This window comes from Plantactinospora sp. WMMC1484, assembly GCF_049315195.1.
Lineage (GTDB): Bacteria > Actinomycetota > Actinomycetes > Mycobacteriales > Micromonosporaceae > Plantactinospora.
Genome location: NZ_CP186055.1, coordinates 6,265,194 through 6,290,443, shown reverse-complemented (window position 1 = coordinate 6,290,443; position 25,250 = coordinate 6,265,194). Strand labels below are relative to the sequence as shown.

General features: G+C 69.9%; 16 protein-coding genes. 9 read left to right on the top strand and 7 right to left on the bottom strand.

Going from position 1 to position 25,250, the window contains the following annotated elements; genetic code table 11:
* Positions 1 to 184: 184 nt before the first annotated feature.
* The 3 genes from ACN28C_RS27080 to ACN28C_RS27070 all read left to right on the top strand — a co-directional run bounded on the left by ACN28C_RS27080 (position 185) and on the right by ACN28C_RS27070 (position 3,404).
* Positions 185 to 1,438 (top strand): FAD-dependent oxidoreductase, encoded by a 1,254-nt coding sequence (locus ACN28C_RS27080; protein WP_422770333.1) that lies wholly within the window; start codon positions 185 to 187, stop codon positions 1,436 to 1,438.
* Positions 1,439 to 1,547: 109 nt separating this feature from the next.
* Positions 1,548 to 2,225: a hypothetical protein gene (locus ACN28C_RS27075; protein WP_422770332.1), complete on the top strand. Its 678-nt coding sequence runs from the start codon at positions 1,548 to 1,550 to the stop codon at positions 2,223 to 2,225.
* An 84-nt stretch (positions 2,226 to 2,309) separates the two neighbouring features.
* A complete protein-coding gene (locus ACN28C_RS27070; protein ID WP_422770331.1) occupies positions 2,310 to 3,404 on the top strand; it encodes a questin oxidase family protein in 1,095 nt (364 codons plus the stop codon).
* A gap of 98 nt (positions 3,405 to 3,502) precedes the next feature.
* On the opposite strand, the gene ACN28C_RS27065 is transcribed toward ACN28C_RS27070, so the two are convergent.
* Positions 3,503 to 5,944: an ATP-binding protein gene (locus ACN28C_RS27065; protein WP_422770330.1), complete on the bottom strand. Its 2,442-nt coding sequence runs from the start codon at positions 5,942 to 5,944 to the stop codon at positions 3,503 to 3,505.
* A 276-nt stretch (positions 5,945 to 6,220) separates the two neighbouring features.
* Here ACN28C_RS27065 and ACN28C_RS27060 point away from each other — a divergent pair, with 276 nt between their 5' ends.
* The 4 genes from ACN28C_RS27060 (at position 6,221) to ACN28C_RS27045 (ending at position 13,557) form a co-directional block, all read left to right on the top strand.
* Positions 6,221 to 7,012, top strand: coding sequence for a hypothetical protein (locus ACN28C_RS27060; RefSeq protein ID WP_422770329.1), 792 nt, complete (start codon positions 6,221 to 6,223; stop codon positions 7,010 to 7,012).
* A gap of 124 nt (positions 7,013 to 7,136) precedes the next feature.
* Positions 7,137 to 8,099: an ADP-ribosylglycohydrolase family protein gene (locus ACN28C_RS27055; protein WP_422770328.1), complete on the top strand. Its 963-nt coding sequence runs from the start codon at positions 7,137 to 7,139 to the stop codon at positions 8,097 to 8,099.
* A gap of 365 nt (positions 8,100 to 8,464) precedes the next feature.
* Positions 8,465 to 11,878, top strand: a complete 3,414-nt coding sequence (gene fxsT / locus ACN28C_RS27050; RefSeq protein ID WP_422770327.1) for an FxSxx-COOH system tetratricopeptide repeat protein — start codon at positions 8,465 to 8,467, stop codon at positions 11,876 to 11,878.
* A 455-nt stretch (positions 11,879 to 12,333) separates the two neighbouring features.
* Positions 12,334 to 13,557, top strand: a complete 1,224-nt coding sequence (locus tag ACN28C_RS27045; RefSeq protein ID WP_422770326.1) for an effector-associated domain 2-containing protein — start codon at positions 12,334 to 12,336, stop codon at positions 13,555 to 13,557.
* Here ACN28C_RS27045 and ACN28C_RS27040 read toward each other — a convergent pair.
* The 5 genes from ACN28C_RS27040 to ACN28C_RS27020 all read right to left on the bottom strand — a co-directional run bounded on the left by ACN28C_RS27040 (position 13,546) and on the right by ACN28C_RS27020 (position 21,056).
* Positions 13,546 to 15,366, bottom strand: coding sequence for an HEXXH motif domain-containing protein (locus ACN28C_RS27040; protein WP_422770325.1), 1,821 nt, complete (start codon positions 15,364 to 15,366; stop codon positions 13,546 to 13,548). The genes ACN28C_RS27045 and ACN28C_RS27040 overlap by 12 nt on opposite strands.
* 206 nt (positions 15,367 to 15,572) lie before the next feature.
* On the bottom strand, positions 15,573 to 19,187 hold the full coding sequence (locus tag ACN28C_RS27035; protein ID WP_422770324.1) for a discoidin domain-containing protein: 3,615 nt from the start codon (positions 19,185 to 19,187) through the stop codon (positions 15,573 to 15,575).
* Between the two features lie 472 nt (positions 19,188 to 19,659).
* Positions 19,660 to 20,016, bottom strand: a complete 357-nt coding sequence (locus tag ACN28C_RS27030) for a PCC domain-containing protein (protein ID WP_422770323.1) — start codon at positions 20,014 to 20,016, stop codon at positions 19,660 to 19,662.
* Positions 20,013 to 20,453 (bottom strand): hypothetical protein, encoded by a 441-nt coding sequence (locus tag ACN28C_RS27025; RefSeq protein WP_422770322.1) that lies wholly within the window; start codon positions 20,451 to 20,453, stop codon positions 20,013 to 20,015. Before ACN28C_RS27025 ends, ACN28C_RS27030 begins: the two co-directional genes overlap by 4 nt.
* Positions 20,454 to 21,056 carry a helix-turn-helix domain-containing protein gene (locus tag ACN28C_RS27020; RefSeq protein ID WP_422770321.1) on the bottom strand — a complete coding sequence of 201 codons (603 nt, stop codon included), beginning with the start codon at positions 21,054 to 21,056 and terminating at the stop codon, positions 20,454 to 20,456. It abuts the gene before it with no gap.
* Positions 21,057 to 21,695: 639 nt separating this feature from the next.
* Between ACN28C_RS27020 and ACN28C_RS27015 the strand changes: the two genes are divergently transcribed.
* Together ACN28C_RS27015 and ACN28C_RS27010 are read left to right on the top strand one after the other, a co-directional pair.
* Positions 21,696 to 22,331, top strand: coding sequence for a disulfide bond formation protein DsbA (locus ACN28C_RS27015; protein WP_422774827.1), 636 nt, complete (start codon positions 21,696 to 21,698; stop codon positions 22,329 to 22,331).
* A gap of 394 nt (positions 22,332 to 22,725) precedes the next feature.
* A complete protein-coding gene (locus ACN28C_RS27010) occupies positions 22,726 to 22,935 on the top strand; it encodes a hypothetical protein (RefSeq protein WP_422770320.1) in 210 nt (69 codons plus the stop codon).
* On the opposite strand, the gene ACN28C_RS27005 is transcribed toward ACN28C_RS27010, so the two are convergent.
* Positions 22,904 to 25,249: a phosphoketolase family protein gene (locus tag ACN28C_RS27005; RefSeq protein ID WP_422774826.1), complete on the bottom strand. Its 2,346-nt coding sequence runs from the start codon at positions 25,247 to 25,249 to the stop codon at positions 22,904 to 22,906. The genes ACN28C_RS27010 and ACN28C_RS27005 overlap by 32 nt on opposite strands.
* Position 25,250 lies beyond the last annotated feature (1 nt).

Below are 25,250 nucleotides of genomic sequence, written 5' to 3'. Positions count from 1 at the left end.
CACCGCAGGGCACCGGCGGGGGCGTGGGCGGAAGCCGGCGCGGCGCGGACGGTTGCGGTCGTCGCCGCCCCGCGAGTACGGTGGGACATATAATTCACCGTCCGTTGAAATTCATCCGTTGAAATTTAGTGTCGTGACATGCCAACCCGTCGGAATGCCGTCTGTCTGAAGTCAGGTGATCACGGTGCCCGAACGCACGACCTGTGTCGTCATCGGTGGCGGGCCGGCCGGAATGGTCGTCGGCCTGCTGCTCGCCCGCGCCGGTGTCGACGTGACGGTCCTGGAGAAACACGGCGACTTCCTCCGTGACTTCCGGGGCGACACCGTGCATCCGTCCACCCTGCAACTACTGGACGAGTTGGGACTGGGGGAGCGGTTCGCCGCCCTGCCGCAGAGCCGGCTGGACGAGGTCGCCTTCCCGCTGCCCGACGGCCGGCAGGTCGTCATCGCCGACTTTCGTCGGCTGAAGGTCCGTCACCCGTACATCGCGATGGTGCCGCAGTGGGATCTGCTCAACCTGCTCGCCGAGGCGGGGGCCGACGAGCCCACCTTCACGCTGCGGATGCGGGCCGAGGTGACCGAGCTGATCCGGGCGGAGGGCCGGGTCCGGGGCGTGCGTTACCGGACGGCGGACGGCACGACGACCGAGCTGCACGCCGACCTGACCGTGGCGTGCGACGGCCGCTGGTCGCTCGCCCGGGCCCAGGCCGAGCTGCCGGTGCGGGAGTTTCCGGTGCCGATCGACGCCTGGTGGTTCCGGCTGCCGCGTGACCCGCACGACGAGCCGGCCGGCCTCACCCCCCGGGCCGCCCAGGGCCGGTTCGCGGTGGTCATCCCCCGGGAGGGCTACCTCCAGATCGCCTACATCGCCCGCAAGGGCGTCGACGCACGGCTGCGGGCCGAGGGGGTCGAACAGTTCCGGCGGAACGTCGCCGGGATGGCGCCCGACTTCGCAGGCCGGGTCGACGCGATCGCCTCGATGGACGAGGTCAAGCATCTCGACGTACGCCTGAACCGGCTCGACCGCTGGCACGCCGCCGGGCTGCTCTGTCTCGGCGACGCGGCGCACGCGATGTCACCGGTCGGCGGGGTCGGGATCAACCTCGCCATCCAGGACGCGGTCGCCGCCGCGACGCTGCTCGCCGAGCCGCTCCGGCGTGGCGCGGTCACCGAGGCCGACCTGGCCGCCGTCCGCTCCCGACGGCTGCTGCCGACCATCCTGGTGCAGCGGTTGCAGCACTTCCTGCACCGGAACCTGGTCGCCCCGATCGTCGAGGGGCGGCGGGCCGGTCCGCCCCGGCCGGTGCTCGCCGTGCTGCGGCGCATTCCGGCCGTCTCGCTCGGCCCGGCCTACCTGATCGGCGTCGGCGTACGCCCCGAGCACGCGCCACCGTTCGCCCGGCGACCCCCGATTGCCGTGCACGGCGAAGACGAGTAGCCCGATTGCGTGCACGGCGAAGAAAGTGGCCCGACCGGTGGGGACTTGTCCCACTTTCCGGTCTGGATTTGGCGCCATCGAGCGATGGCACTACGGTCAAGGCCGGCTGATGCCGCGAAATGGGGCCAACACGACCGACGGGATCACCGTGACACTCCTCAACCTCCGGCGTACCCGATCAGGCGTCGCACTCGCGGTGGCCGGCGCGATGCTCCTGCCGCTTTCGGCCGGCTGCGCGGGGCGCGGCGTCGAGCGCCCACAGTGGGCCGACGGCGTTCCGGCCACCGATGGCTCGTCGGACCTGCCCACCCCGACCGAGGCGACTCCGACTCCCACCCCCACGCCCCGGCCCACGGTGGCCCGCACCACCCGGCCGCCGACCAAGGCCGCGTCGACCCGCAGGGCCCGCACCATGGCTGACCAGACGACTATGACGGCGCGGGTGAGTGGCGGCTTCGGCCAGTCGCAGAACTTCAGCGGCCTGCACCAGGAGGGCTGTGGCAACCCCAGTTTCGGGCTGGTGCAGATCGGGGTGGGTGCGGGCGACAACGTCTCGTCGGTGTCGTTCCGCTACCAGGTGAACACCCCGGTGCGCTTCGACGGCAGTGGCTCCGCCCGGAGCATCGGCAACGGCGGGGAGAGCTGGCTGGCCATGCTGGGACCGTTCCGGGCCGAGCCCCGCAACGCGGCGGGCGGCACCATCGCCGTCACCGCGACGGCCAAGTTCAGGGACGGCTCGACCCGGACGGCCCGGACCAGCACCCCGCTCAGGGCCTGCCGGCGCTGATCCTCGACCGGCTCCAGCCTGGAGGCGGACCTGCGGTTCCGCCGGGTTGACTTCGAGTCCGCTTCACCTTGCAGCCTGGTGAGCATGGAAAACTTCACCATCGACGAGGCGTACGAGCGGCTCCGGCACACCGGTCCCGAACGCGACGGCTGGCTCTCCAACCACGCTCCGATGGCGGCCGAGGCGCTGGTCCGGCACGGGTACGCTGCGCAGGTCCACCGCTGGTTGGACCGGTACGCCGACCGGTTGACGGAGCGACCCCGTGCAATCGCGGCCATTCCGGCCGCACAGTGGCGGGATCCGCTCGGCGACCCGACCCGCACCGGCGACTGGCTGGACTACTTCGCCAGGGAACTCGCCGACGAGCCCTGGCGGGCGGTGCTGGCGCGCTGGTGGCCACGCCTGCTGCCCGGCATCGCCGCCGGCGCCACCCACGGTGTCATCCGGGTGGGGCACGCCGTTCGTGCGCTGCTCGACGCCGAGACGCCGGCCCGGGTGGCCGAACTCGGCGCCGGACTGGGCTACTGGGCGGCCCGGTGGCAGCCGCTCGCTCCGCCCGGTGCCGGGCCGTACCCGGCGACCGATCCGCGCACCGCGCTCGATCGGGTGCCGAGAGTCCCCGACCAACGCTTCGGGATCCGGGCCCGACTCGCCCAGCTCGCCGGAGTGCCCGAGTGGCCGGCCACCGCCGGAACCGTCCCCGGGAGTCCGGACGCGACCGTGCCGGCCCGGCTGGCGGCCATCGTCGACGCCGCCGTCCTCCGGTACGGCAGCCACGGCTACGCCAGCCCGGTCATGCTCGTGCACGCCGCGACCGCGCCGAACGCGGTGCTCCGGACGCTGCCCGCGCTGCCGGTACCGCTCTGGCAGCCGAGTCTCGCCGCCGCCTGGGCCGCGACGGCGGCGGTGACCGCCGCCTACTCGCCGGCCGGGCCCCGCGCGGTCACCGGGGCAAGCGAGCCGGCCGGGCCCCGCCCGGTCGGGGACGGGCGCGCCGACCGGCGGTTTGAGGAACGCGCGGACCGGGGGTTCGACGAGGTGTGGCGCCGTGCGGTGCGTTCCGGCGACGAGCACGCGATCAAGTTTGTCGACACCGCTGCCGACACCTACGCCCGCAGCGGCGACGGCACTTTGCCAGGACTGGTCGCCGAGTCGATCCGGCCGCTGACGGAGTCGTGAGCTGTCCGGTGAATGGCGCCCCCGGAGCCGCTGTCGTGTCGGCCGCTGTCGTACCAGCCGCTGTCGTACCAGCCGTTGTCGTGTCGGCCGCTGTCGTGTCAGCTTGCCGCCCGTGTCGCGGTACCCACCGCCGATCCCGCGTGGAGCCGGGCGCGCACCTGGTCGGCGTCGGGATGCCCGATGCGGTGGAGGATGTCCAGCGTCTCCTCCCAGGCGGTACGGGCCGCCCCGCCGTCTCCGGCGGCCGCGTAGGTGTCGCCGAGCCGGGTCAGCGTCCCCGCCTCGTAGTAGCGGTCACCGCGCCCACGGAACAGATCCAGCGCCCGCAGATAGCAGTCGACGGCACGCCGGTGTTCGCCGAGACGGTGGTAGGCGTAGCCGAGGGTGTCCCAGGCATCGGCGGCGCCCTGCGGGTTGCCGGCCTCGTCGTGCCGGATGAGCGCCTGCTCGCCGTACTCGATGGCTCTGCGGTACTGCCCGATCTGGGTGTGCTTCCATGCGGTGTTGTTCAGGGTCAGCGCCTGCCCGACCCGGTGTCCGGCGACCCGGTACAGGTGCAGCGCGCGCCGGTCGTGGTCGAGCGCCTCGTCGTAGCTGCCCAGCCGGACCAGCAGGCTGCCCAGGCCGAGGTGGGTGGCGGCGCTTCCGGCCCGGTCACCCAGGCCGGCGAAGTGTTCGAGCGCCTGACGCAGGTGGGCCAGCGCCTCGTCGTGCCGGCCCAGCATCGCGCAGGCGAGACCGAGATGGTGGTGCAGATGCGCCTGGCCCGGCAGGTCGGCCTGCCGCCGGGCGGCGACCAGCCCGGTGCGGAGGCTGGTCAGCCAGTCGTACCAGTGCCCGCGACGCTGGAGGAAGTCCGACACGCTCCAGGCGAGCTGCCAGGTGTGGTCGCCGAGGCCGGCGTCGGCGGCACAGCGGATGGCATCGGTCAGCACGGCGTGCTCCACGGCGAACCAGGCGAGCGCCGCCGGGATCCCGGCAGGGGCGTCGACGACGGCCCCCGTACCGGCCGGCACCAGGTCGACCGGCCCGCGGTGCGGGTACAACAGCCGGACGGCCGCGTACGCGGTGTGCAGGTAGTGGTCGAGCAGGCGTCGTACGGCGTCGTCGCGTTCGACGGCCGGCTCCACCTGCTGGGCGAGTTCGGCGGCGTAGGCGCGCAACAGGTCGTGCAGCGCGTACCGGCCCGGAGCCGGCGTGCCCACCATGTGCCGCTGGTGGAGCTCGGCGAGGGCCAGGCTCGCCTGCCGGACGGGGATGCCGGCGAGGCTCGCCGCCGCGACGGTGCTGATCTCCCGCCCGACGGGCAGCCCCAGCAACCGGAACAGCCGGCCGGCCGGCGGACTGAGGGTCCGGTACGACCAGGAAAAGACCGCCCGCAGATCCTCGTCCGGTTCGCCGCTGTCCAGCAGGTCCAACCTGCTGGCTGCCCGGTGGAGCTGGGCGGCGATCCGGTCGAGCGGCACCGCCGGCTGCGTCACCGCGTGCGCGGCCACGATGGAGAGCGCGAGCGGTAGCCGGTCGCACGCGGCGACGATCTGCTCCGCCGCATCCGGTGCGGCCGCGACCCGCTCCGCGCCGACCCGGCCGGCGAGCAGGTCCCGCGCCTCGGTCCCGGAGAGCAGCCCCAACGTGATCGGGTGGGCCTGCTCGCTCACGACCAGGCTGGTGAGCCGGTTGCGGCTGGTGACCACGACGAGGCAGCCCGGTGCGCCGGGCAGCAGCGGACGTACCTGGTCCGCGTCCCGGGCGTTGTCGAGCACGACGAGGAGCCGTCGGCCCGCCACCAGGCTGCGGAAGAGCGCGACCTGGCTGGTCAGCCTCGCCGGAACGTGCTGTGCCGGGACGTAGAAGGCGTCCAGGAAGCCGCCGATCGCCTCGGCGGGGTCCATTGCCGGGGCCGCCGGGTCGAAGCCGCGCAGGTTGACGTACAACTGCCCGTCCGGGAAACGGTCGGCTACCCGGTGCGCCCAGGCGACCGCCAGGGTCGTCTTGCCGACCCCCGCCGTGCCGTCGATGATCGCGATCACGGTCGCCTCCGCGGGCGCTGTCGAACGATCCGTCAGGCTCGTCAGTGCCCGCAGTTCGGCCGACCGCCCGGCGAGGTTCCGTACCACCGGAGGCAGTTGCCGGGGCACCACTGCCGGGCCACGCCCGGGTGGACCGGGCCGGGCGACGCCCGCCAGGCCCGCGGCGGGCGTCGCGAGACGCCCGCCGACCCGCCGCTGCTCCTGCCGGAAAGCGTGCTCCAATACGGTGTAGCGCGGCCTCCAGAACTCCTCCACGCCCATCCGCAGCGACAGGTTCGACAGCGTGCCATGCTCCCGGGCGTACGTCTGGATGCTGTCGATCAGGCTCCGCACCACGTCCCAGGCCGGCGGCTGCCGGATCCGTCCGTTCAGGATCGCGCCCACCTGGCTCTTGCCGAGGCGCACCTGCGCGCCGAGGGTACGCAGGCCGGGGCCGCCCGCCTGCCGCCAGGTCAGCCGCAGATCGGCACAGAGCTCCTGCAACATCGCCTGGGACACGTCCCCCTGCACCAGCTTCTCCCTCCCCGCACCGGCTTCCCCTCCCCGAACCGCCCGTCCGCCGACCCGGTCCGCCGCGACCCGGTCCGCCGCGACCCGGTCCGCCGCCGTCCGCCGGGGTGAAGACCGCTGTCCGGCGCTGTCCGGTGCGGCGGCCGACGCCGGCGCCGGCAACCAGCACGGTCCGGCGCCCCCGCCGGATCTGTCCGTCATGGAACACCGTGGATACCCGGGCGGACAAGGGTGTTGGTGCCCAGGCTGGGCACCGGTGGAGAGACAGGAGGTCCGATGCGGAAGAAACTGCTGCGGGTGGTGGCCGCCGCGCTCATGGCGATCGTCGTCACGTTGCCCGGAGGCGCCCGTCCGGCGCAGGCGTTCAACCCGGCCGTCATCACGCAGTATCTCGACCTGGCGAGTAGGGCGTACTCGCTGATCAAGGACGTCCTCGGCGGCGGTGGATCCGACGAGGCGATCAAGGACGCGGTCCGCCAGATCCTCGCCGCGATCGAAGCGTCCAAGACCCAGATCCTGTCGCACATCGACGCGATCGCCACCGCCGACGCGCGGGCGTGCGCCCGGCACCACGTCATCGAGTTCGCCGACATCGAGCGCTTCAGCCCCGAGACGCTGCAACGGTGGGCACAGGACGCCACCGGCTGCGTGACCAGGATCGACAGCCTGATCGACGTGGTCGGCGACAAGGCGCAGGCGGACCTGCTCGGCCTGGCGCTCAACACGGCCGGCCCGATCGCCCTGGCGGCCCGGGCCAGGGCCGGATTCAGCACCGACGGGCTGCTCGGCACGCTGCGGCACGCCAACGGCACGGTCATCCCGAAGCTCGAACCGCAGTGCACGTTCACCCCGCTCTGGGGCGACGCGTCACCGGGCTGGGGACCGGTCGAGGTGAACGTGCGATGTACCTCGTACCCCGGCGCCAGCACTACCGACTTCATCATCGTCCAGGGACAACGCGGCAGACCGCTCTCGATCCCCTACAGCGCGTACGCCCACATCGTGGACGCGACGAGCAACCAGACCAGCCGGGCGGTGGCCCTCACCGTCCTGCCGATGCTCCAGTAACAGCGACTCCCTGGCCCACCCGCGACGGGTCCGCCGCCTGCCAGGCGGCGGACCCGTCGCCCTCGGGACCGGGTTCCGGGCGCGGCGCCGGCCGGGCCGCGCCGGGTGGGGCATCATCGATGCGATGTCATTCGTCCTGCGCGAGCCGGCCCGCCTCGACCTCTGCTACGACAGCCTGCACGGGCTCTCCGTCGGCGACGCGCTCGGTGCCCAGTTCTTCATGATCGGCCGGTCGCTCGACGAGCTGGCGGCAGGTCGGCCGCCGGCCGGCCCGTGGGAGTGGACCGACGACACCCACATGGCCTGCTCGGTGGTTGCCGAACTCGGCGCGCACGGCGAGATCGGGCAGGACCGGCTCGCCGCCGCGTTCGCGGAGCGCTGCGAACCGTACCGGGGCTACGGGGCGGGTGCGGTGGCGATCCTGCACCAGATCCGGGACGGCGTGCCGTGGCGGAACGCGGCCGGGGCCGCGTTCGGCGGGGAGGGCTCCTGCGGCAACGGCGCCGCGATGCGGGTTGCTCCGCTCGGTGCCTACCACGCCGATCGGCCGCGCCACGCCGCCGAGCAGGCGATCCGGTCCGCCGAGGTGACGCACGCCCACCCCGAGGGGATCGCCGGGGCGATCCTGGTCGCGGTCGCCGCCGCGTACGCGGCGCAGGCCCGGCTCGACGGGGTACGCCCGTCCGCCCGCACGTTCATCGACCGGCTGGAGCCGTATCTGGTGGACGGGCAGCTGCGCCGGGGAGTCGAGCGGGCCCGCCGGATGCTCACCGGCACGGGGGTGAGCGTCGCGGAGGCGGCGTACGAGCTGGGCAACGGTTCCCGGGTGACCGCCCAGGACACCGTCCCGTTCGCGCTCTGGGTCGCCGCTACGCGGCTGGCCGCCTATCCGGCCGCGATCACCGCCTGCGTGGCCGCCGGTGGGGATGTCGACACCACCGGGGCGATCGTCGGCGGCGTGGTCGGCGCGTACACCGGGCTCGGTGACCGGCCCGACGTGGCCGGCGTGCCGGCGGCATGGCTGGCCGCCCGCGAGCCGCTGCCGGACTGGGCCGGGCGGGAGGCGGAGCCGGCCGGCGAAGCCTGACCGGGCCCGGCCGTCCAGGGCAGCCATGTTTGGGATCGGCCTGTCCAACGGTGAAGGCGCGTCACGCATGGCGTCGGCGCCACGGCACGAGCAGCCGTAGTACGGCCGTTCCGAGACTTGGACGTGCGATGGGAGCGAGTCGAATCCGTAACCAGAGGCTGGCCTCGTCTTTTGTGGCCTGGTTCAGTTCGAGCGGGTGGTGCTGGCGGCGATCTCTGGACCTTTGCATGCCCTACCCCTAAGCTCCATGCCACAGGAGGTGCATGCACATACTCGATGCGCTCGGTCAATTGCCCTGGACCTTTGCGTCGGTGCATCATGGGCTATCCGGTCCGGCTGTTCCGAGCAGTTGATGGGGGAAGAGCGTGGCTCAGGGCGCGATCAAGAAGGATCCGGCAACGGAGCTGCGAGGTGCCCTGGTAGCCGCGCTGATCGACGTGCAATTCATGAATGCGCTTCCCGACCGGCGGTTACTCATAAATCTTGTCAGGCGCGACGTCACCTACTTCCCGGACATCGAGGAACGCCCCGACGCTCGGCTGCATGTGGTCGACATCGTGTTGGCCTGCCTGGGCAATCGAGGCGGCCTCCGAGCTTTGGTGACCGCGCTGTCGACCATGGCTCCCGATGCCCCCGCCACGAAACGCGTCATCCAGTTGATCGAATCGGCTGCGTTGCTGAATCTGTTGTCGGACAGCGATGTCAAACGCGTGCACGACCTGCTGCGCAGGGCGGAGGAGGGGCGTGCGGAGACGGGCTGGTGGCGTCCGGCTCTGGACCCGTCCCTCCTGCAACTGCCGGAGACGGTCAGCAGCCTACCGGTGGCGTTCGACTACCTCGCCGGCCAGTCGCACGGGCAGCAACGTGTGCCGACAGCCCTGCTTCTGGTCAATGACGTCGCGGCGCAGCTCGACGGTCCGATCGCGGTCGAGTTGTCGAGCTGGGCCGAGGGACAGGCCGAACGACTGGAAGTGCTCGACGAATTCCACCTACTCCGGCAACCGTTCGACGGCCATGCCGAGTCGGATCGGCCGGTAACATCGTACGCTGCGGCGCCGGCCGGTCCGTCGCCGTCGCACTGCGAGGACGAGGCTGTCGAGATTGCAGCGGGCCCCCCTGATACGGGCAAGATTGATACAATCCACACAAACAGTCCGGACGAATCGGTCGGGCTGGCACAGATTGGACCGACCGACGTCGCCGACCTGTCCGTGTCATTCGAGAGCGACGTGAGCCTACTGCGAGGAGATCCGATGCCTCCCGTCGCCCCGACACAGCGGGCCACAGTCCAGCTCCCGCAGGTTTGGGGCGACGTGCCACAACGGAATCCCAACTTCACCGGCCGGAAGGCTCTGCTCGAACATCTGCACGACGAGTTGCAGACGTCGCGTGAGACTGCGGTGCTGCCGCAGGCACTGCACGGTATGGGTGGCGTAGGCAAGTCACAGGTCGCCATCGAATACGTGCATCAGCACAGCGGTGATTATGATCTGATCTGGTGGGTCCCCTCCGAACAGGAGGGCCAGATTCTCGCGTCCCTCACCAAACTCGCGCAGCGGCTGGATCTCGACGTGAGTCCCGAGGCGAACAGCGCGGTGCCCGCCGTACGTGAGGCGTTGAGCACTGGTCAGGTGCCGTACGAGAGGTGGCTGCTCGTCTTCGACAACGCGGAGACGCCGAACGAGGTGCAGCGATACTTCCCCACGGGTGGGGCGGGAAAGATCCTCGTCACCTCTCGCGACCTTGACTGGGCACGGGTGAGTCGGGCGATCGAGGTAGACGTGTTCACCCGCGAGGAGAGTCAGGCGTTCCTGCGGAGGCGTAACCCTGAGTTGTCGGACGCCGACGCAGACCGGCTCGCGGAGGCGCTGGGAGATCTGCCGCTCGCCATCGAGCAGGCCGCGGCCTGGCGGGCGGCGACCGGCATGCCGGTGGACGACTACCTCGCGCTTCTCAAGGAGAAGCGCCTCGAGTTGCTCGACGCTTCCCCGTCACCCGACTACAAGCGGTCCGTCGCGGCGGCCTGGAAACTGTCACTGGAAAAGCTGAACGACGTCAACCAAGGCGCATTTCAGCTTCTGCAGGTATGTGCCTTCTTCGCCCCCGAGCCGATCTCACGCGACCTCTTCGCGGGCTCACCGACAGCTCCCATCACGTCCGCGCTCGACGCGACCCTGAGTGACAAGTTTCGGCTCAGCCGGGCGATCCGCGACATCCACCGCTACGCGCTCGCCAAGATCGATCATAGCCGGAACACGTTGCAGATTCACCGACTGATCCAGGCCGTGTTGGTCGGTGGTATGGACGACGACGAGCGGCAGCTGATGCGCCGGGGCGCTCACACGCTGCTGGCGAACGGTAACCCAAACAATCCGAGCCGCCGTGATCAATGGCAGAACTATCAAGCAATTCGGCCACACATCACCGTGTCGAGAGCCGTGGAGTCGAGCGATCCGCGAGTCCAGGAGCTTGTCTTCGGTCTGGTGCAGTTCCTCTACCACTGGGGCGATCACGCCGGCAGTGAGCAGTTGGCCGAAGAAGCGCACGGGTTGTGGAAGCGCAATCGCGGTGAGACGGACCCCGAGACACTCCGGCTGGCCAAGTGGCTCGGCTGGATGCGTTGGATCAACGGCAAATATCGCGAGGCCCGGGATCTGAACCGGCACAATCTCGAGTTGTATCGCCAGACGCTTGGCGACGAGGACGAGGGCACCATCGACGCCATGTACATGGTGTCGATCGACCTCCGGACCAGCGGAGAGTTCGTCAAGGCCAGAGAGCTGGACGAGCGAGCGCTCTCGGTCGCCCGTCGAGAGTTCGGCGAGGATGACCCGGCGACGCTCGTCTGTGCGAACAGCCTCGCCGTGAGCTTGCGGCTCACCGGCGAGTTCAAGCGCGCCGCCGAGGTCGACAGGGACACCGCGGATCGCAGGGCGACCGTCCTGGGGCCGGACGACGAAGCTACCCTGAACACTCTCAACGGGCTGTTCATCGACATACGCGAGTCGGGAGCGTACCTCGAGGCTCGTCGGCGGCAGGAGGGGCTGTACTCCCGGCACCTGGCCGTGTTCGGTCCGGACGCTCCGGCCACGCTCCGCGCCGCCCGTACGCTGGCGGTGGCCCGTCGCAAGGCTGGCGACCATTCCCGCGCACGCACGCTCGCCGAGGAGACTCTGGAGAAGTATCGCCGCCGTTACGACGACGATTACCCGGACACCATTGCGACGGCGGTTAACTATGCCATCGATCTGCGACACGCGGGCGATCTGACCACCGCCCTCGAGTTGGGTGAGGTGACCCTGCAGCGTTATAACCGGATGTTCGGTGCACGCCACTCCTACACACTGTCTGCCCAGACGAACCTTGCAATCGTGCTACGCCTGAAAGGCGATGTCGAGGCCGCGTACCAACAGAACAGAGAGGCATTGGAACTGCTTCGGGTCACGCTAGGAGATGATCATCCGGTCACGTTGACGTGTGCCACGAACCTCGCCAGTGACATTTACGCCCTCGGTGGCGCGCAAGAGGCCTACGAATGCGACACGGACACCCTCGCCAGGTCCGAACGGGTCCTCGGGGTCGAACATCCATCCACCCTCGCCTGCAGTGTCAACCTGGCATTGGACCTGCGCGCGTTGGCGCGGGCCGCCGAGGCGGACAAGATTCTCGCTGATACCATGGCCAGGCTCCGGCGGGGGTTGGGCGAGCGTCACCCTGCGACCCTCAATGGAATTCAGAGTGTGCGGGCCGACTGCGACGTCGATCCCATGCCGTTGTGACAGATCGGGGCCCCGCCGGACCTGGTGATCCAAACCTTCTGGCCAGTTCCTGCCGGAAGGAGCGAGGCCGAGGGGTGTCGATTAGTCCACCCGCCCGGGAGGGCCGCTACCACCGATGTTGCTGCGCGGGCGCTCGACCTGCCGCATTACCCGTCGGAGCGGGCCCGCGAGTAGCTCCTTGTCACATTCAGCCAATGCGGCCAGGGAGCCATCGCCGAGGTCGACCAGCTCCGTCTCGATGTCTCGGGTGAGGGACTTATCCACTCGCCGTTCCTTCCTGCTGACAGAGGCCGCATGATCGCCAGTTGGCTGGGGTAGCGGCCGTCGGTGGCGGGAGCTGATCACCTCGGCCGGGCGGTTTCATCAGTTTCCCACATGCCGGGTCCACGCCAGTCGTCGCAGGCGCCCTGTTTTTTTGGAGGATCCAGTGGGATGCTGGTTTTGGAGGCCGCCTCATGTCGAGATCTTCTGACCCGTCCGGCGACGTCGGGGTCGGCATAGTGACGGCGTTACCCGTGGAATGCGCCGCGGTGCGGCTGATGGTCAACGGGCTGGCTGATCTTGTTGTGCCCGGCGACCTCAACCACTATCGGGTCGGAACGCTGCCCAGTAGGGATTCCGAACACCCGCACCGGGTTGTCGTCGCCGTTCAGGCCGAGGACGGTACCCGTAATGCCGCGGCGATCTGTACCGACATGGCCCGTAGCTTCCCCGGCCTCGCGGTGTTCGTGATGTGTGGAATAGCCGGTGGCGTGCCGGCACCCCATCATCCCGATCGACACGTGCGGCTCGGCGATGTCGTGGTGGCGACCGGGGGCGTGGTCGACTACGACCACGTCCGGACCGTCGATGGGGCCGAAACGGTTCGTCGGCCGGTACAGCGGCCGTCGACGACACTGTTGCGAGCGGACCGGGAGTTGCAGATCAAGGAGTTGACCGGCGAACAGCCACTGCGTGGACTGCTGGACAGGACGGAGATTCGCGGATCGATGTTCAGCCGGCCTGGCCGGAACTCCGGTCGAGGTTCTCCCGACATACCGGTTGGCCCGCACCTGGACACGGCCGATGGAAGGGCGGACGGGTCACCCCGGGTGCACCGTGGCGCAATCGGTAGCGCCGATCGGCTCCTGCGCGACGCGGCTCGCCGGGACGCCTTGGCGCTGAAGCATTCGATCCGGGCGGTCGAGATGGAGGGCTCGGGAATCGCGGTCGCTGCCGACCTGAACGAGCGGCAGTGGTTCATGGTCCGTGGCGTGGCTGACCACTGTGACGATAGGACGAAGACCGACGCCTGGCATCCGTACGCGGCACTTGTTGCCGCAGCGTACGTCCGGGCACTGCTTTCCGAGGCGTCGCCGTTCGGCGCGAAGCGCCATCATCGGGGCGGCTGGACGCCGACCGAACTCCAGCTGGTCGTCGACGCCCTGTTGGAGATTCCTGCCATCCGTGACGACTACCAGCGACGAGCCATCATCGCCCTTCTGCCGGCGCACATTCGGAACGCCGTGCCGGACAGTGTGCGCGGCCGACTGCACGTGATCGGGATCGTGCAAACCTGTGAGTACTTCCCGGACGGTCGGAGCGCACTGCTCGACGCGCTCCGGCTGACCCTCGGGCCGGACGATCCGGAGTTCCAGCGGGTCGGCGCGGTCGTGTTGCGTCACTGGTCAGGCCGTTAGCGTCGCAGTAGCATGTTCCAACCATGCGGTCAGATCGATCGGATCCGGTGCGGCTCCTGCTTCGACGGCCTCGAGGTACACGGCGCGGACGAGTTCCGGATGGCGTAGCAGGACGGAGCCGGGGTCGACGCCGAGGTCGGTGAGGCCGAGCCCGGCCCAGGCCCGCAGGTCGTCGGCGTCCGCCGCGATCCGGGTCCGGTAGCCGTCTCGGGCGCGGGCGTCGTCGCCCTGCAGGAGCACGACATCTGCCTCGGACAGCCCAGAGGCACGGAGTCGGGGACCGAGCGCGAGCGAATCACCTGCGACGTACCGCCGGGCCAGCGCAAGCAATCCCTGCGACCAGCGGGCCTGTTGGTGCGGGATGAGATCTGGCCGGTAGGAGTCGAGACGGATGCCGCGATCATCCGACCACGCCCGCGCCAGCCGTCGGACGTCATCACGTGACGGATGCAGATGACGAATCCGCCACCCTGTGCGGTGATCGGCGGCGACGAGCTCGGCAGCCCGCACGGCTCGTGCGGGCAGTGGTTCGCCCAGCCAGGGCTCGATCCGGTTGATCAGACCGAGGAGGAGCCGCTCTCCCCAGGGCGTCAGGCCGCCGCACTGCCGGGCGCCGACCAGCGCCTCGCGTACCTGCGCACGTGCGTAGGCATACTCCAGGTCGGCGATCTGTCGCTCCGTACCGAAACAGTTCAGCCGTCGGGCGCGCCAGAACCTCGTGATGCCGACAAACGCGTAGACACCCTGTAGCAGGCCGCTCAGCGGCCGTGGGTCGTCGCGCCAGGGCGCGTAACATGTCTGGTCGTCCGGCTCGTGGCTGAGGGCGAGCAGATGCATGAGGCCGCCGAGTTTGATGTGCTGGAACTCGTGGACCAGCGAGACGGCGAGGGCCAACTCGTCCGGTGGTGTCGATACCAGGACGAGGCCAAACGCTTCACCGGTCGACGCACTACGCGTCTCGGCGTTGTCGTCTCCGGGCAGCGGCACGACGGAGACCAGACCGGCGGCGATCGCTTCAGCGTCTTCCCCGTGCTGGGTGCAGAGGATCCGCCAGGCACCGGCCAGGAGGTCCGACCAACGCGCGACGGCCGTAGCATCGAGCCGATCCGGGGCGACCGGGTCGGCGAGTTCGCGGTACGGGTCGATGTCGTCGAGCACGATGCGCAGTCCGGGATCGGAACCTATCGTCAGCTGCCGCAGGTTCCACCACCCAGGGATGGCCTCCTCGATCGCGGCGACCGGGACGGTCGGCCCCTCGCCGCGGGCACCGATCCGGATGGTGCCGTCGGCGCATTCCGCCACCACCTGGCCCCAACCGGTCCGCTCGGAGAGTACTGCCATCCCGAGCGAGGGCAGCATCACGCGACCGGTGCGCACGGGAAGCCGGGTACGCCAGTGCAGGCCGGCTCGGGCGGCGGCCACCAGCGCCACCGAGTGCAGCGCGCCGAAGTCGATCCAGATCGGTGCATGCGTGTGTGCGCCGCCGCGACGGCGGCGCAGCGCGTACGCGGCCCAGTTGCCGATCTGCGGCTGCAGTAGCAACTCGGTGAACTCGGCCGGCGCCGCCTGCTCGGCACGGACCAGTGCCTCCAGGGCGGTGTCGGCTGTCGGTAAGGGACCCAGCAGCCGCGGCTCGGCGCGGGCCGCCTCGACGACCGCGTGCAACAGGAGAAGCCGTCGGCTGCGCTGGGTCTGCCACAGTTGCCGGACCAGGTCGGGTCCGCCGCCGCCGGCGCAGAGCGCGTCGAGATGTCTGCGGGACAGGCGATGGTGCGGGAGGCTCGGTTGCGGCTCGACAGGATCCACCACTGACTCGCTCCTCGCCTCGTCCTGCGTGGACAGCGCTGTCACGTCCATGGTCCGTGCAGGAGACTTTACCGCCGTCACCCAGTGGGGCGATACATCGAGCGTCGACGATCAGATAACGGCTCGGTGGCACTTCGGCGACATTCCCCCGAAGCGAGTGTGGGGTGTTCCGGAGGCGGTTGCCTCCGGAACACCCCACACCGCTCGGGCTACGGGTTGACGGTGATGGTGAAGGTGGACGTGGTGTTGCGGATGTTCTGGTAGTTGTTGCTCATCCGAAGGTTGTTGAAGGTCGCCGACCCGCGTGCCGGGCCCTGACCCGCCTCCGGCATCTCGTTGGCCCAGATGCCGAAGCCGGACTTGGCGTCGTACGCGTCGCCGCTGCGCTGCGCACCGCTGATCGAGACGTTGGTGAATATCGTGTCGGTGACCGGGAACTGCGGCTGACCGCCCACATAGTTGGTCTGGAACATGATGCCGTGATAGGTCGGGTCCACGATGTCGACGTCACTGACCCGGATCCCGCGCATCTCCTTCGACGCGGAGAAGACCCATATCCCGGGGAAGGTCTGCGCGCCCCAGAAGTGGCCGCCGGACCGGACGATCGAGGCGTTCTCCACCCGGGTCAGCCCCGGCCCGAACCCGACGAACGGATAGCCGAAGTCGAGTGAGCTGATGGTGATCCCGGAGTAGACGAGCTGGTCGGCGATGTACATGTTGCGGAAGACGTTGTCCTGCCCGCCGTAGACGGCCACGCCCGCGGCCCGCCAGGTCAGCGTCGCCGTCAGGTTCTCGAAGACGTTGCCGGTGTTGGCCCCGCCACCCGAGTCGGTCGCCGAGAAGAGCGCGAAGGCGTCGTCGCCGTTGCCGCGTCCCTCGACGTTGCTGACCAGGTTGTTGGTGCTGCCGTTGGTCATGTTGACCGCGTCGGCGAAGGTGTTCCGGATCCGCGAGTTCTTGATCGTGATGTTGCTGACGTGTACGCCCCAGAACATGCAGACGGTGTGCTCGACCCAGACGTTGTCGAAGGTCAGGTTGGAGACGTTCATCAGCTCGCCCCAGACCTTGCCGGGACCGTCGATCCGCTCGACGTAGTTGCCGAAGAAGGCGAGGTGCTCGAAGGTCGAGCCGTTCGCCGAACTCTCCACCTGGAAGCCGGCGTTGGTGTTCGAGCCGGTCTGCGGGGTCTGGAAGCGGGTGTACCACATGCCCGCGCCGACCACCCGGACGGCCTTGCCGTAGACGTTGAACTTGTTGGACGTGCTGTAGGTGCCGGGCGGCAGGTAGACGCCGATCAGGTTGCCGGTGGTGTCCATCCGGACCCGGTCCAGCGCGTTCTGGACGTCCTGGTGACTGGTGCCGGCCGGCGTGGTGTAACGGGCCGGGTCCGGGTTCGCCCTCGGCGAGACCTGTTCGAGGTTTATGAAGTCGATCGCGTACGTGGTGTTGTTGGCCGGGTCCTTCTGCAGCCGGATCCGGCTGCCGGCCGGGATCGACGAGTTGAGCATCACGTTCGCCTCGTCGTAGATGTGCCGGGGGCCTCCCGAGCCGGGCGAGTTGTTCGGGCTCGCCTCGGCGCCGTAGAGCCAGGCGTACCGACTGGTCAGGTCGATCGCCTTGTGGAAGCTGCCGTTGACGTAGATGTTCAACGACGAGTTCATTCCGCCGCCGCCGGGGGCGTCCGGCATCGAGAAGCGGGTCACCAGGGTGTTGGTCGGGGCCCGGGTGGTCCACTCGACGTAGGCGCCGTTGCTGTTCAGCGTGACCGCGCGCCGGCCGGACGCCTCACCGGCGAGGTCACCGACGGTCCGGTTCGGCCCGACGATGGCCGCGCCGCCGCCGAGTACGCCGTCCTCGGCCTCGTACATCTCGTACGGCATGTTGGCGCCGCGCCCGACGAAGAACGGGGTGTCACTGGTGTTGTTCTCGTGCTTCACCGGCAGCTCGTTGCCGTCGGCGGCGAGCACGGTCCGGACGGTGTAGCGGCCGTTCGCCGCCGTCCAGGTGCCGAGGTTCACCGGTGCGGTGCCGGCCCCGGCCGCGATGGTGCCGGAGTAGGAGCCGGTCAGGGTACGCACCGCCGTGCCGCTGGCGTTCAGCACGGTCAGCGTGATCCCGTGCGCCCCACCGGCCGAGGCCGTGGTGCCCTGGTTGCGGATGGTGACGGAGAAGGTGACGGTCTGGCCGTTCGCCGGGGTGCTCGGCGACCAGCTCGGCGTCGCCACCAGATCCGAGCTGGCCACCGGGGAGACGGTCAGCGCGGAGGGGTTGGTGAAGCTGTTGTTGGTCTCGCTCTGCTCGACCACCGTGTTCGACTCGTCGACCCTGGCGGTCAACTGGTACGTGCCGGCGTTGCGGGGCCCGGCGTTCGCGGTGACCGTGCTGCTGGCCCCGGCGGCGAGTCCACCGACGGCGGCGGTGCCGACGAGCGTCGTACCCAGGTAGAAGTTGACGTTCGTGGCGCCGGACGCGGCGGTGCCGGCGTTGCGGACCGTGGCCGAGACGGTGATCGCGGTGGTCTCGACCGGGTTGGTCGGGCTCCAGGTGGCGGCGGTGACGGTCAGGTCCGGGTTCGGTGCCGGCACCCCGAAGACCTGGAACTCCGCGACCTGGCCGGCCGGGGCACCGCTGTTCGCGGTGATGGCGAGCCGGACGTCGGCGACGTTCCCGCTGACCGGGATGGTCACGCTGTTGCCGCTGGCCGGGTTGAAGTTGTAGGAGGTCGCCGCAGCGAGGGAGGTGAAGGACGAGCTGCTCTGCTCGCGGCCGAGCACCTGGATGGTCTGGCTGCGCGGGCCCCAGGCCGAATCCGGGTTCAGCCGCACCACCACCGAGCTGACGGTCGCGTTCGCGCCGAGCTGCACGGTGAGCACGCTCGGGTACGCCCCGCCGGCCCCCTCCCAGTACGTCGCCACGTTGTCGTCGTTGGCGTTGGTGGCGACGAAGGTGTGCACTGTCGACGATGCCGTGATCGGCTTGCCGACCGCCAGGTTGGTGCCGGCCGGCGGGTTGCCGGTGCCGGTGCGGGTGACCGTGTTGCTGTTCCCGGACACGTTCCCGGCGGCGTCCCGGGCCCGGACGTAGTAGGAGACCGTCGCGCTGGCCGGCTGGTTGTCGGTGTACGTCAACACGTTGCCGACGTTGGCCCGCAGCGCGCCGTTGGCGTACACGTCGTAACCGACGACCCCGACGTTGTCGCTGGCGGCGTTCCAGGTGAGCCGGATCTGTCCGCTGGCCGGCTGGGTGTAGGCCAGGTTGGTCGGTGCGGTCGGGGCCTGGTTGTCCGGGCCGCCGCTCGGGCCGTGCACCTCCAGCTCGGAGAGCTGCCCGGCCGGCCAGCCGGTGTTCGCGGTGATGTGCAGCCGCAGGTAGCGGGTGGTGGTGGCCGGCAGGTTGACGGTGACGGTGTTGCCGCTGGAGGGGTTGAAGGTGTAGCCGGCGGCGGCGACGAGGGTGCTGAAGCTCGTGCCGTTGCCGCTGTTCTGCACGGAGAGGGTCTGGGTCCGGGTGCCCCAGCCGGTGGGTAGCTTGAGCACGAGCCGGTTCACGGCGACGGCCGAGCCCAGATCGGCCTGAATCCATTGTGGAAATGCGTTGTTGGCGCTCTCCCAGTAGCTGGCCTGGTTGCCGTCGCCCGCGTTTCCGACCGGATACTCGGGATGCGAGCTGCTGGCGGTCAGGCTGGCGGCGACGGCGATCTGGGGCGCGGGCCCGTCGTCCGGACGGGCGGCGGCCGGGGTCGGGAAGAGCGATCCGGCGGCCACGAGCAGCCCGGTGGCGAGCGTCGCCGCGACCGGGCGCGGTAGTGGTGGTAGCTGTCTCATCTGCGGTGTCCTTGGCGCTGGTCGGAACCGACTGGAGGTGCTGCGAGCGGCCGGGCCTGGTCGGCGGCTGACCCGGCTGCCGCCCGCCGCCGAAGGCGAGCGGTGGCGCCGTCCGTCCGCCCGCCCACCGCCGCCACGACCCCGCCGAGGGTCGATCCCCGAGGCAGCCGGGGAAGGAGCACAGAGAACGCCGGTCCAGAAATTCCGGAGACCAGGAAGCTATCCAGCAACCGATCACCCGAAACTTGCGTGCTGTCGTCGTAATGTTGCAGACATGCTATGTCGCCGTCAACACCTACGGCCCGATCAGTCCGGGTCGATGCGGACGGTTCAGCGAGATTTATCTGGACCGATCGTCATTTGCGTAGACCGGCACTCCCGGCGAAGGTTGCCGGCCCTCGCGAGGGCTTCCCTGCCGGTGGTCCGCGCCGACGGAGTGGTAATCAACCACGACCGGGGAGCGCAGATCGGATCAGCCGACCTGGATGCCCTCGGGTGACAGGGGGACGACGTAGGCGTTGACGAAGAAGTGTTCGACCTTGCCCCAGTGCAGGTGTCCGGCCTTCGCTTCGTCGCCTTGGCGACCGAGCACGACGTGGACGTGAACCTCGCCGTCCCGCACCTCGCCGGTCCCGGTCAACTCCATCGGCTCGCTGTACTCCGTGACGATGTCCTTCGAGTGGTCGTCGGTCGCCATCGTTGAGATCGCGCAACCCTCGACGGCTCCGATCAGCGACACGATGCCGCCGTTGGCCACGCCGCGTGCCCGAAGCTCGGCCGTCAGCGTTGCCATGACTTCCTGTCCGGGCTGGACGGAAACGAGGATCATCGGTGCCTCTCTGCTGTCGTTGTGATCGGGTCGGCACCGGCCAGGAGCGCGGCCATGGCGCGTAGGTTTTCGGGTGCGGTCTCGACCCCCAGGGCGTCGGCTACGGCCGCCCTCACCGGCTCACGGCCCGATGCGCCGGCGCGGTGTAGGAGGATCGCGCTACACCACCTCGCCGCCGCGTCGTGAGGGTTACGCAGCTCTTCGGCGAGCTTCGATGTTGCGTCCGGCCCGGGAACGGCCGCGCCCTGGGCGAGTTGCGTGGCGAGTGCCCATGGTAGGCCGAGGACCCGGCTGGCGACCGCGGTCAGGTACAGCACCCGCATCGCTTCGTCCCCGCGAAGCGCTGCGATCACCCGGTCGACTGTCCCGGGTGCGTCGACCTTCGCCAGGATGCCAGCCGCGTTCACTCGGAGTACCTCGGTTGAGTCCTTCGTCATCTAGCGGTCGAGGGTCGCTTCGCTGGCCGCGTCCTCCTGAACAAACTCCCGGATCACAAGGTCGGTCGCATGGCTCGTCTGCACCGTCTCGAGTCGTCTGCTCGTGCCCGATGCGATTCCGTCGAACACGCGACACGCCAAGTGGAAATCGAGCAGGCCAGGATGCGAGAAGCGTACGTTTCCAGTAACGGTTTGGATCAGTTGTCGGCGCTGGACGAGTTGGACCAGGGCAGGCCGTAGGTCGGCCGGTATCTGGCTCTCGTGCAGTTCGCCGCCCTCGCGCCACATCTCCCAGGCGATCCACCGAGCACACTCATCCGGATCGGCGGCAGATGGCGTGCCTGCGGCGACGCTTGCGGCGGTGGCGCCGACGAGCGCCAGAAAATTCGATCGTCTCACGTCGTCCACGGTAGGCGACGGAACCCCGCCGAGGGCTCCCCGTATCGCCCGCTGGTACAGGTCCACGGTGGCCGGGGTGACCGGCCGTTCCCCGGATTCGATACGTGAAAGATGGCTTGCGGACAGCCCGCCGAGCCGCGCGACCTCGGCGAGTGTGAGATTTGCGGCCCGTCTCGCCTGGCGCAGTTGTGCCCCGGTCTTCATCCTTACTCCGGTTGCCGCACGTTTGTTGCCGCATGGGTTCGACTCCCGAGCGTATGCGATTCGCCTCCAGGCTGGAACGCAAGCGTCCGGTCGATATCGCTGAGCTGCTCGCCTCTACTCGGCCGGCGCCCAACCGGGCGGTGCATAGGCGTAGTCAGGGTCGGGATGAGAGGAGAGACGCGGATGAGCACCGATGGACACCACGAATCGGAGCCGGCGGGTGCACAGGCGGGGCAGCTCGACAGTCTCCGGAACGGACACCCGGTCCCCGGGCGACACCAGGAGGCGCGGCGGGCATCGGCGGCGGCACGGCGTCCCCCGTTGCCCGCGACCGACCGGTGCGGCTGGCCGCATCTGCCGCGGCGGCCGATCTGGCTCTGCCGGATCTGCGCCACCGACTGGCCGTGCCTGACGGCCCGCACCCTGCTGCCGCTGGATTACGTCGCGGACCCGGTCGGGTTGGCGGTCTACCTCGCCGGGCTGATGCAGGAGGCAATGGCCGACCTGCACCGGCTCCACCCGCATCCCGGTCCCGATCCGAAGGCGATGCATCAGCGGTTCCTGGGCTGGGCGGCACCCCGGCTGCGAATCGCCCGGGACCGCCTCCGGCTAGGCTCCGAGGAGACGGGAGAGGAGCCGATGACGGCGGAGACGACGATCGCGGATTTCTGGTTCGACCCCTCCTGCCCGTACACCTGGACCACCTCGCGCTGGCTGCTGGAGGTGGCGAAGGTCCGGCCGGTCGAGCCGCGCTGGCACCTGATGAGCCTGTCGGTGCTCAACGAGGGGCGGGACGACGATCCGGAGGGTGACCCCGAGGGCTACCTCTGGGTGCCGGTGCGGATCTGCGCGGCGGTGCGCCAGCAGCACGGCCCGGAGGCGATGGCCCGGCTCTACACGGCGATGTGGACCACCGCCAGGGGCGACGGCGACTGGCTGGGCGACCTGCACGCCGCGCTGGCCGCCGCCGACCTGCCGGCCGAACTGGTCGAGGCCGGCAGCTCCTCGGCGTACGACGACGTGGTGCGCGCCTCGCACGCCGAGGCGATCGGGCTGGTCGGAGAGCATGTCGGCACCCCGATCATCGCGGCGACCGGCGTCGACGGCGCCCGGGTCGCCTTCTTCGGTCCGGTGATTTCCCGCATTCCCACCGGTGAGCCGGCCGGCCGGCTCTGGGACGGCACGCTCCTGGTTGCCGGAATCCCCGGCTTCCACGAGTTGAAGGGTCGCCCGCACGCCGACCCGCAGCTCGATCCAGGACGCGTACGAGAGTAGATCTAGACGAGTTCTTGTCGCTCCGACAGCAACAAATCGTCAAGATCGCAGGCTGCGGGCGTGCGCCTCGCTCGTTCGATCATCGTGGCGGTTCGATGGGACGGATCGCCCGAACGGCGGCGCTGGTCGACCCCTCCGCCCTGGTGATGGGCGCCACCGCCGAGCGCTGGCCACCGCAGTGCTGCTGGGACTCACCGTGGCGCGTCGGCCGCCCGCGCCGACTACACCCATGGGCAACGCGCAGAAGCGCGGCTGGATCCTGTCGAGTGCGATGTGTCCGCAATGACCGGCCGACGGCGACGTATCGCCACGACAGCAATCGCCTTCGCGGCCCTCGTGGCCGCGCTCGCCCCCCGGCGGGTTCGGCGGGCGCCTGGAGTTACGGGTCAACCGGGTGCGGACCGCGGCCGAGGACAGCCACGCGCAGACCGGGATGGGGCCCGGCCGGGTGCTGCTCAGCTACAAGGCCAACGGCCCGATGGTCGGCTACCTCTTCAGCCGGGACGTCGTCTTTGCCGACGGCACCGTGAAGACCAGCTTCGACCACATGGACATCCGGCGGTACGGCCGTCTCAGCCCGGCCAGCGCCACTCGGCGATCATAGGGTGGTCCTCGCCGTACCGCCGGGTGTGGTCGCGGCATTCCTCCCGGGCGTCGGTCATCGCCTGCCGCAGGTGCGCCGCCCGGACGGCCAGCCCCGGCACCCGGTCGATCACGTCCATGACCAGGTGGAACCGGTCGAGGTCGTTGAGCATGACCATGTCGAACGGCGTGGTGGTGGTGCCCTCCTCCTGATAACCCCGGACGTGCAGGTCGGCGTGGTTGGCGCGGCGGTAGGTGAGCCGGTGGATCAGCGACGGATAGCCGTGGTACGCGAAGATCACCGGCCGGTCCCGGGTGAAGACGGTGTCGAACTCGTGGTCGGTCAGGCCGTGCGGATGGACGCTCGCGGGTTGCAGCCGCATCAGGTCGACGACGTTCACCACCCGGACCCTGAGTTCGGGCAGGTGCCGGCGGAGCAGGTCGGCGGCGGCGAGCGTCTCCAGCGTCGGCACGTCGCCGGCACAGCCGAGCACCACGTCGGGTTCGGTGCCGTCGTCCGTGCTGGCCCAGTCCCAGATTCCCAGGCCGCGCCGGCAGTGCAGGTCGGCCTGGTCGATCGAGAGCCAGTTGGGGGCGGGCTGCTTTCCGGCGACGACGACGTTTATGTAGTGCCGGCTGCGCAGGCAGTGGTCCATGGTGCAGAGCAGGGTGTTGCCGTCCGGCGGCAGGTAGACCCGGACGATCTCCGCCTTCTTGTTGGCGACGTGGTCGATGAAGCCCGGATCCTGGTGGGAGAAGCCGTTGTGGTCCTGCCGCCAGACGTGGCTGGAGAGGAGGTAGTTGAGCGAGGCGACCGGGCGGCGCCACGGGATGCCCCGGGTCACCTTCAACCACTTGGCGTGCTGGTTGACCATCGAGTCGACGATGTGGATGAACGCCTCGTAGCTGGTGAAGACGCCGTGCCGGCCGGTCAGCAGGTAGCCCTCCAACCAGCCCTGACAGAGGTGTTCGGAGAGCACCTCCATGACCCGGCCGCCGGGGGAGAGGTGTTCGTCGCCGGGCTCGGTCCGGCCGAGGAAGGTCCGGTCGGTGACCTCGAAGACCGCCGACAGCCCGTTCGAGTCCACCTCGTCCGGGCCGAAGAGCCGGAACCGGTCCGGGTTAGCCGCGATCACGTCCCGGAGCCAACCGCCCAGAATCCTGGTCGCCCCGCCCTGCGGGCTGCCGGGCCGCTCCACCGGCACGGCGTGGTCGCGGAAGTCCGGCAGGACCAGGTCGCGGAGCATGACGCCGCCGTTGGTGTGCGGGTTGGCACTCATCCGCCGGTCGCCGCGCGGTGCCAGCTCGGCCAGGGCCGCGACCGGCGCGCCGGTCGCGTCGAAGAGCTCCTCCGGCCGGTACGACCGCAGCCAGCGCTCCAACTGGGCCAGGTGAGCGGGATCGGAGCGTACCTCCTCCAGCGGCACCTGGTGCGCCCGGAACGTCCCGGCGACCCGTTCGCCCTCGACCTCGTCCGGCCCGGTCCAGCCCTTCGGGGTGCGCAGCACCAGCACCGGCCAGCGCGGCCGCTCGACCGGTGCGCCGCGCCGGGCCCGGCGCTGGATCTCGGTGATCTCGTCGAGTGCCCGGTCCAGGGTGGCCGCCAGGTCCCGGTGCACCCGGGCCGGCTCCTCCCCGGCGACCAGGTACGGCTGGTAGCCGTGACCGCGCAGCATGGCAAGGAGGTCGTCCTGTGGCATCCGGGCCAGCACGGTCGGGTTGGCGATCTTGTAGCCGTTGAGGTGCAGGATCGGCAGCACCGCACCGTCCCGGGACGGATCGAGGAAGGCGTTGGAGAGCCAGCTTGCGGCCAGCGGGCCGGTCTCCGCCTCGCCGTCGCCGATCACGCAGGCCACCAGCAGGTCAGGATTGTCGAACGCGGCGCCGTAGGCGTGCGCGAGCGCGTAGCCCAGCTCACCGCCCTCGTGGATCGAGCCCGGCACCTCCGCCGCGACGTGACTCGGCATCCCTCCGGGGAAGGAGAACTGCCGGAACAGCCGGGCCATCCCGGCCTCGTCCCGCCCCACCGACGGATAGACCTCGGTGAAGGTCCCCTCCAGCCAGGTGTTCGCGATGATGGCCGGGGCGCCGTGTCCCGGACCGGTCACCAGCATCGCGTCGAGGTCGCGGGCCACGATCAGCCGGTTCAGGTGTACGTAGACCAGGTTCAGCCCCGGGTCCGTGCCCCAGTGCCCGAGCAGCCGGGGCTTGACGTGCTCTGGCGCCAGCGGCTCGCGCAGCAGCGGGTTGGCCAGCAGATAGATCTGTCCGGCGCTCAGATAGTTGGCCGCGCGCCAGTACGCGTCGATCCGGCCCAGGTTCTCGTCGGTCAGTATG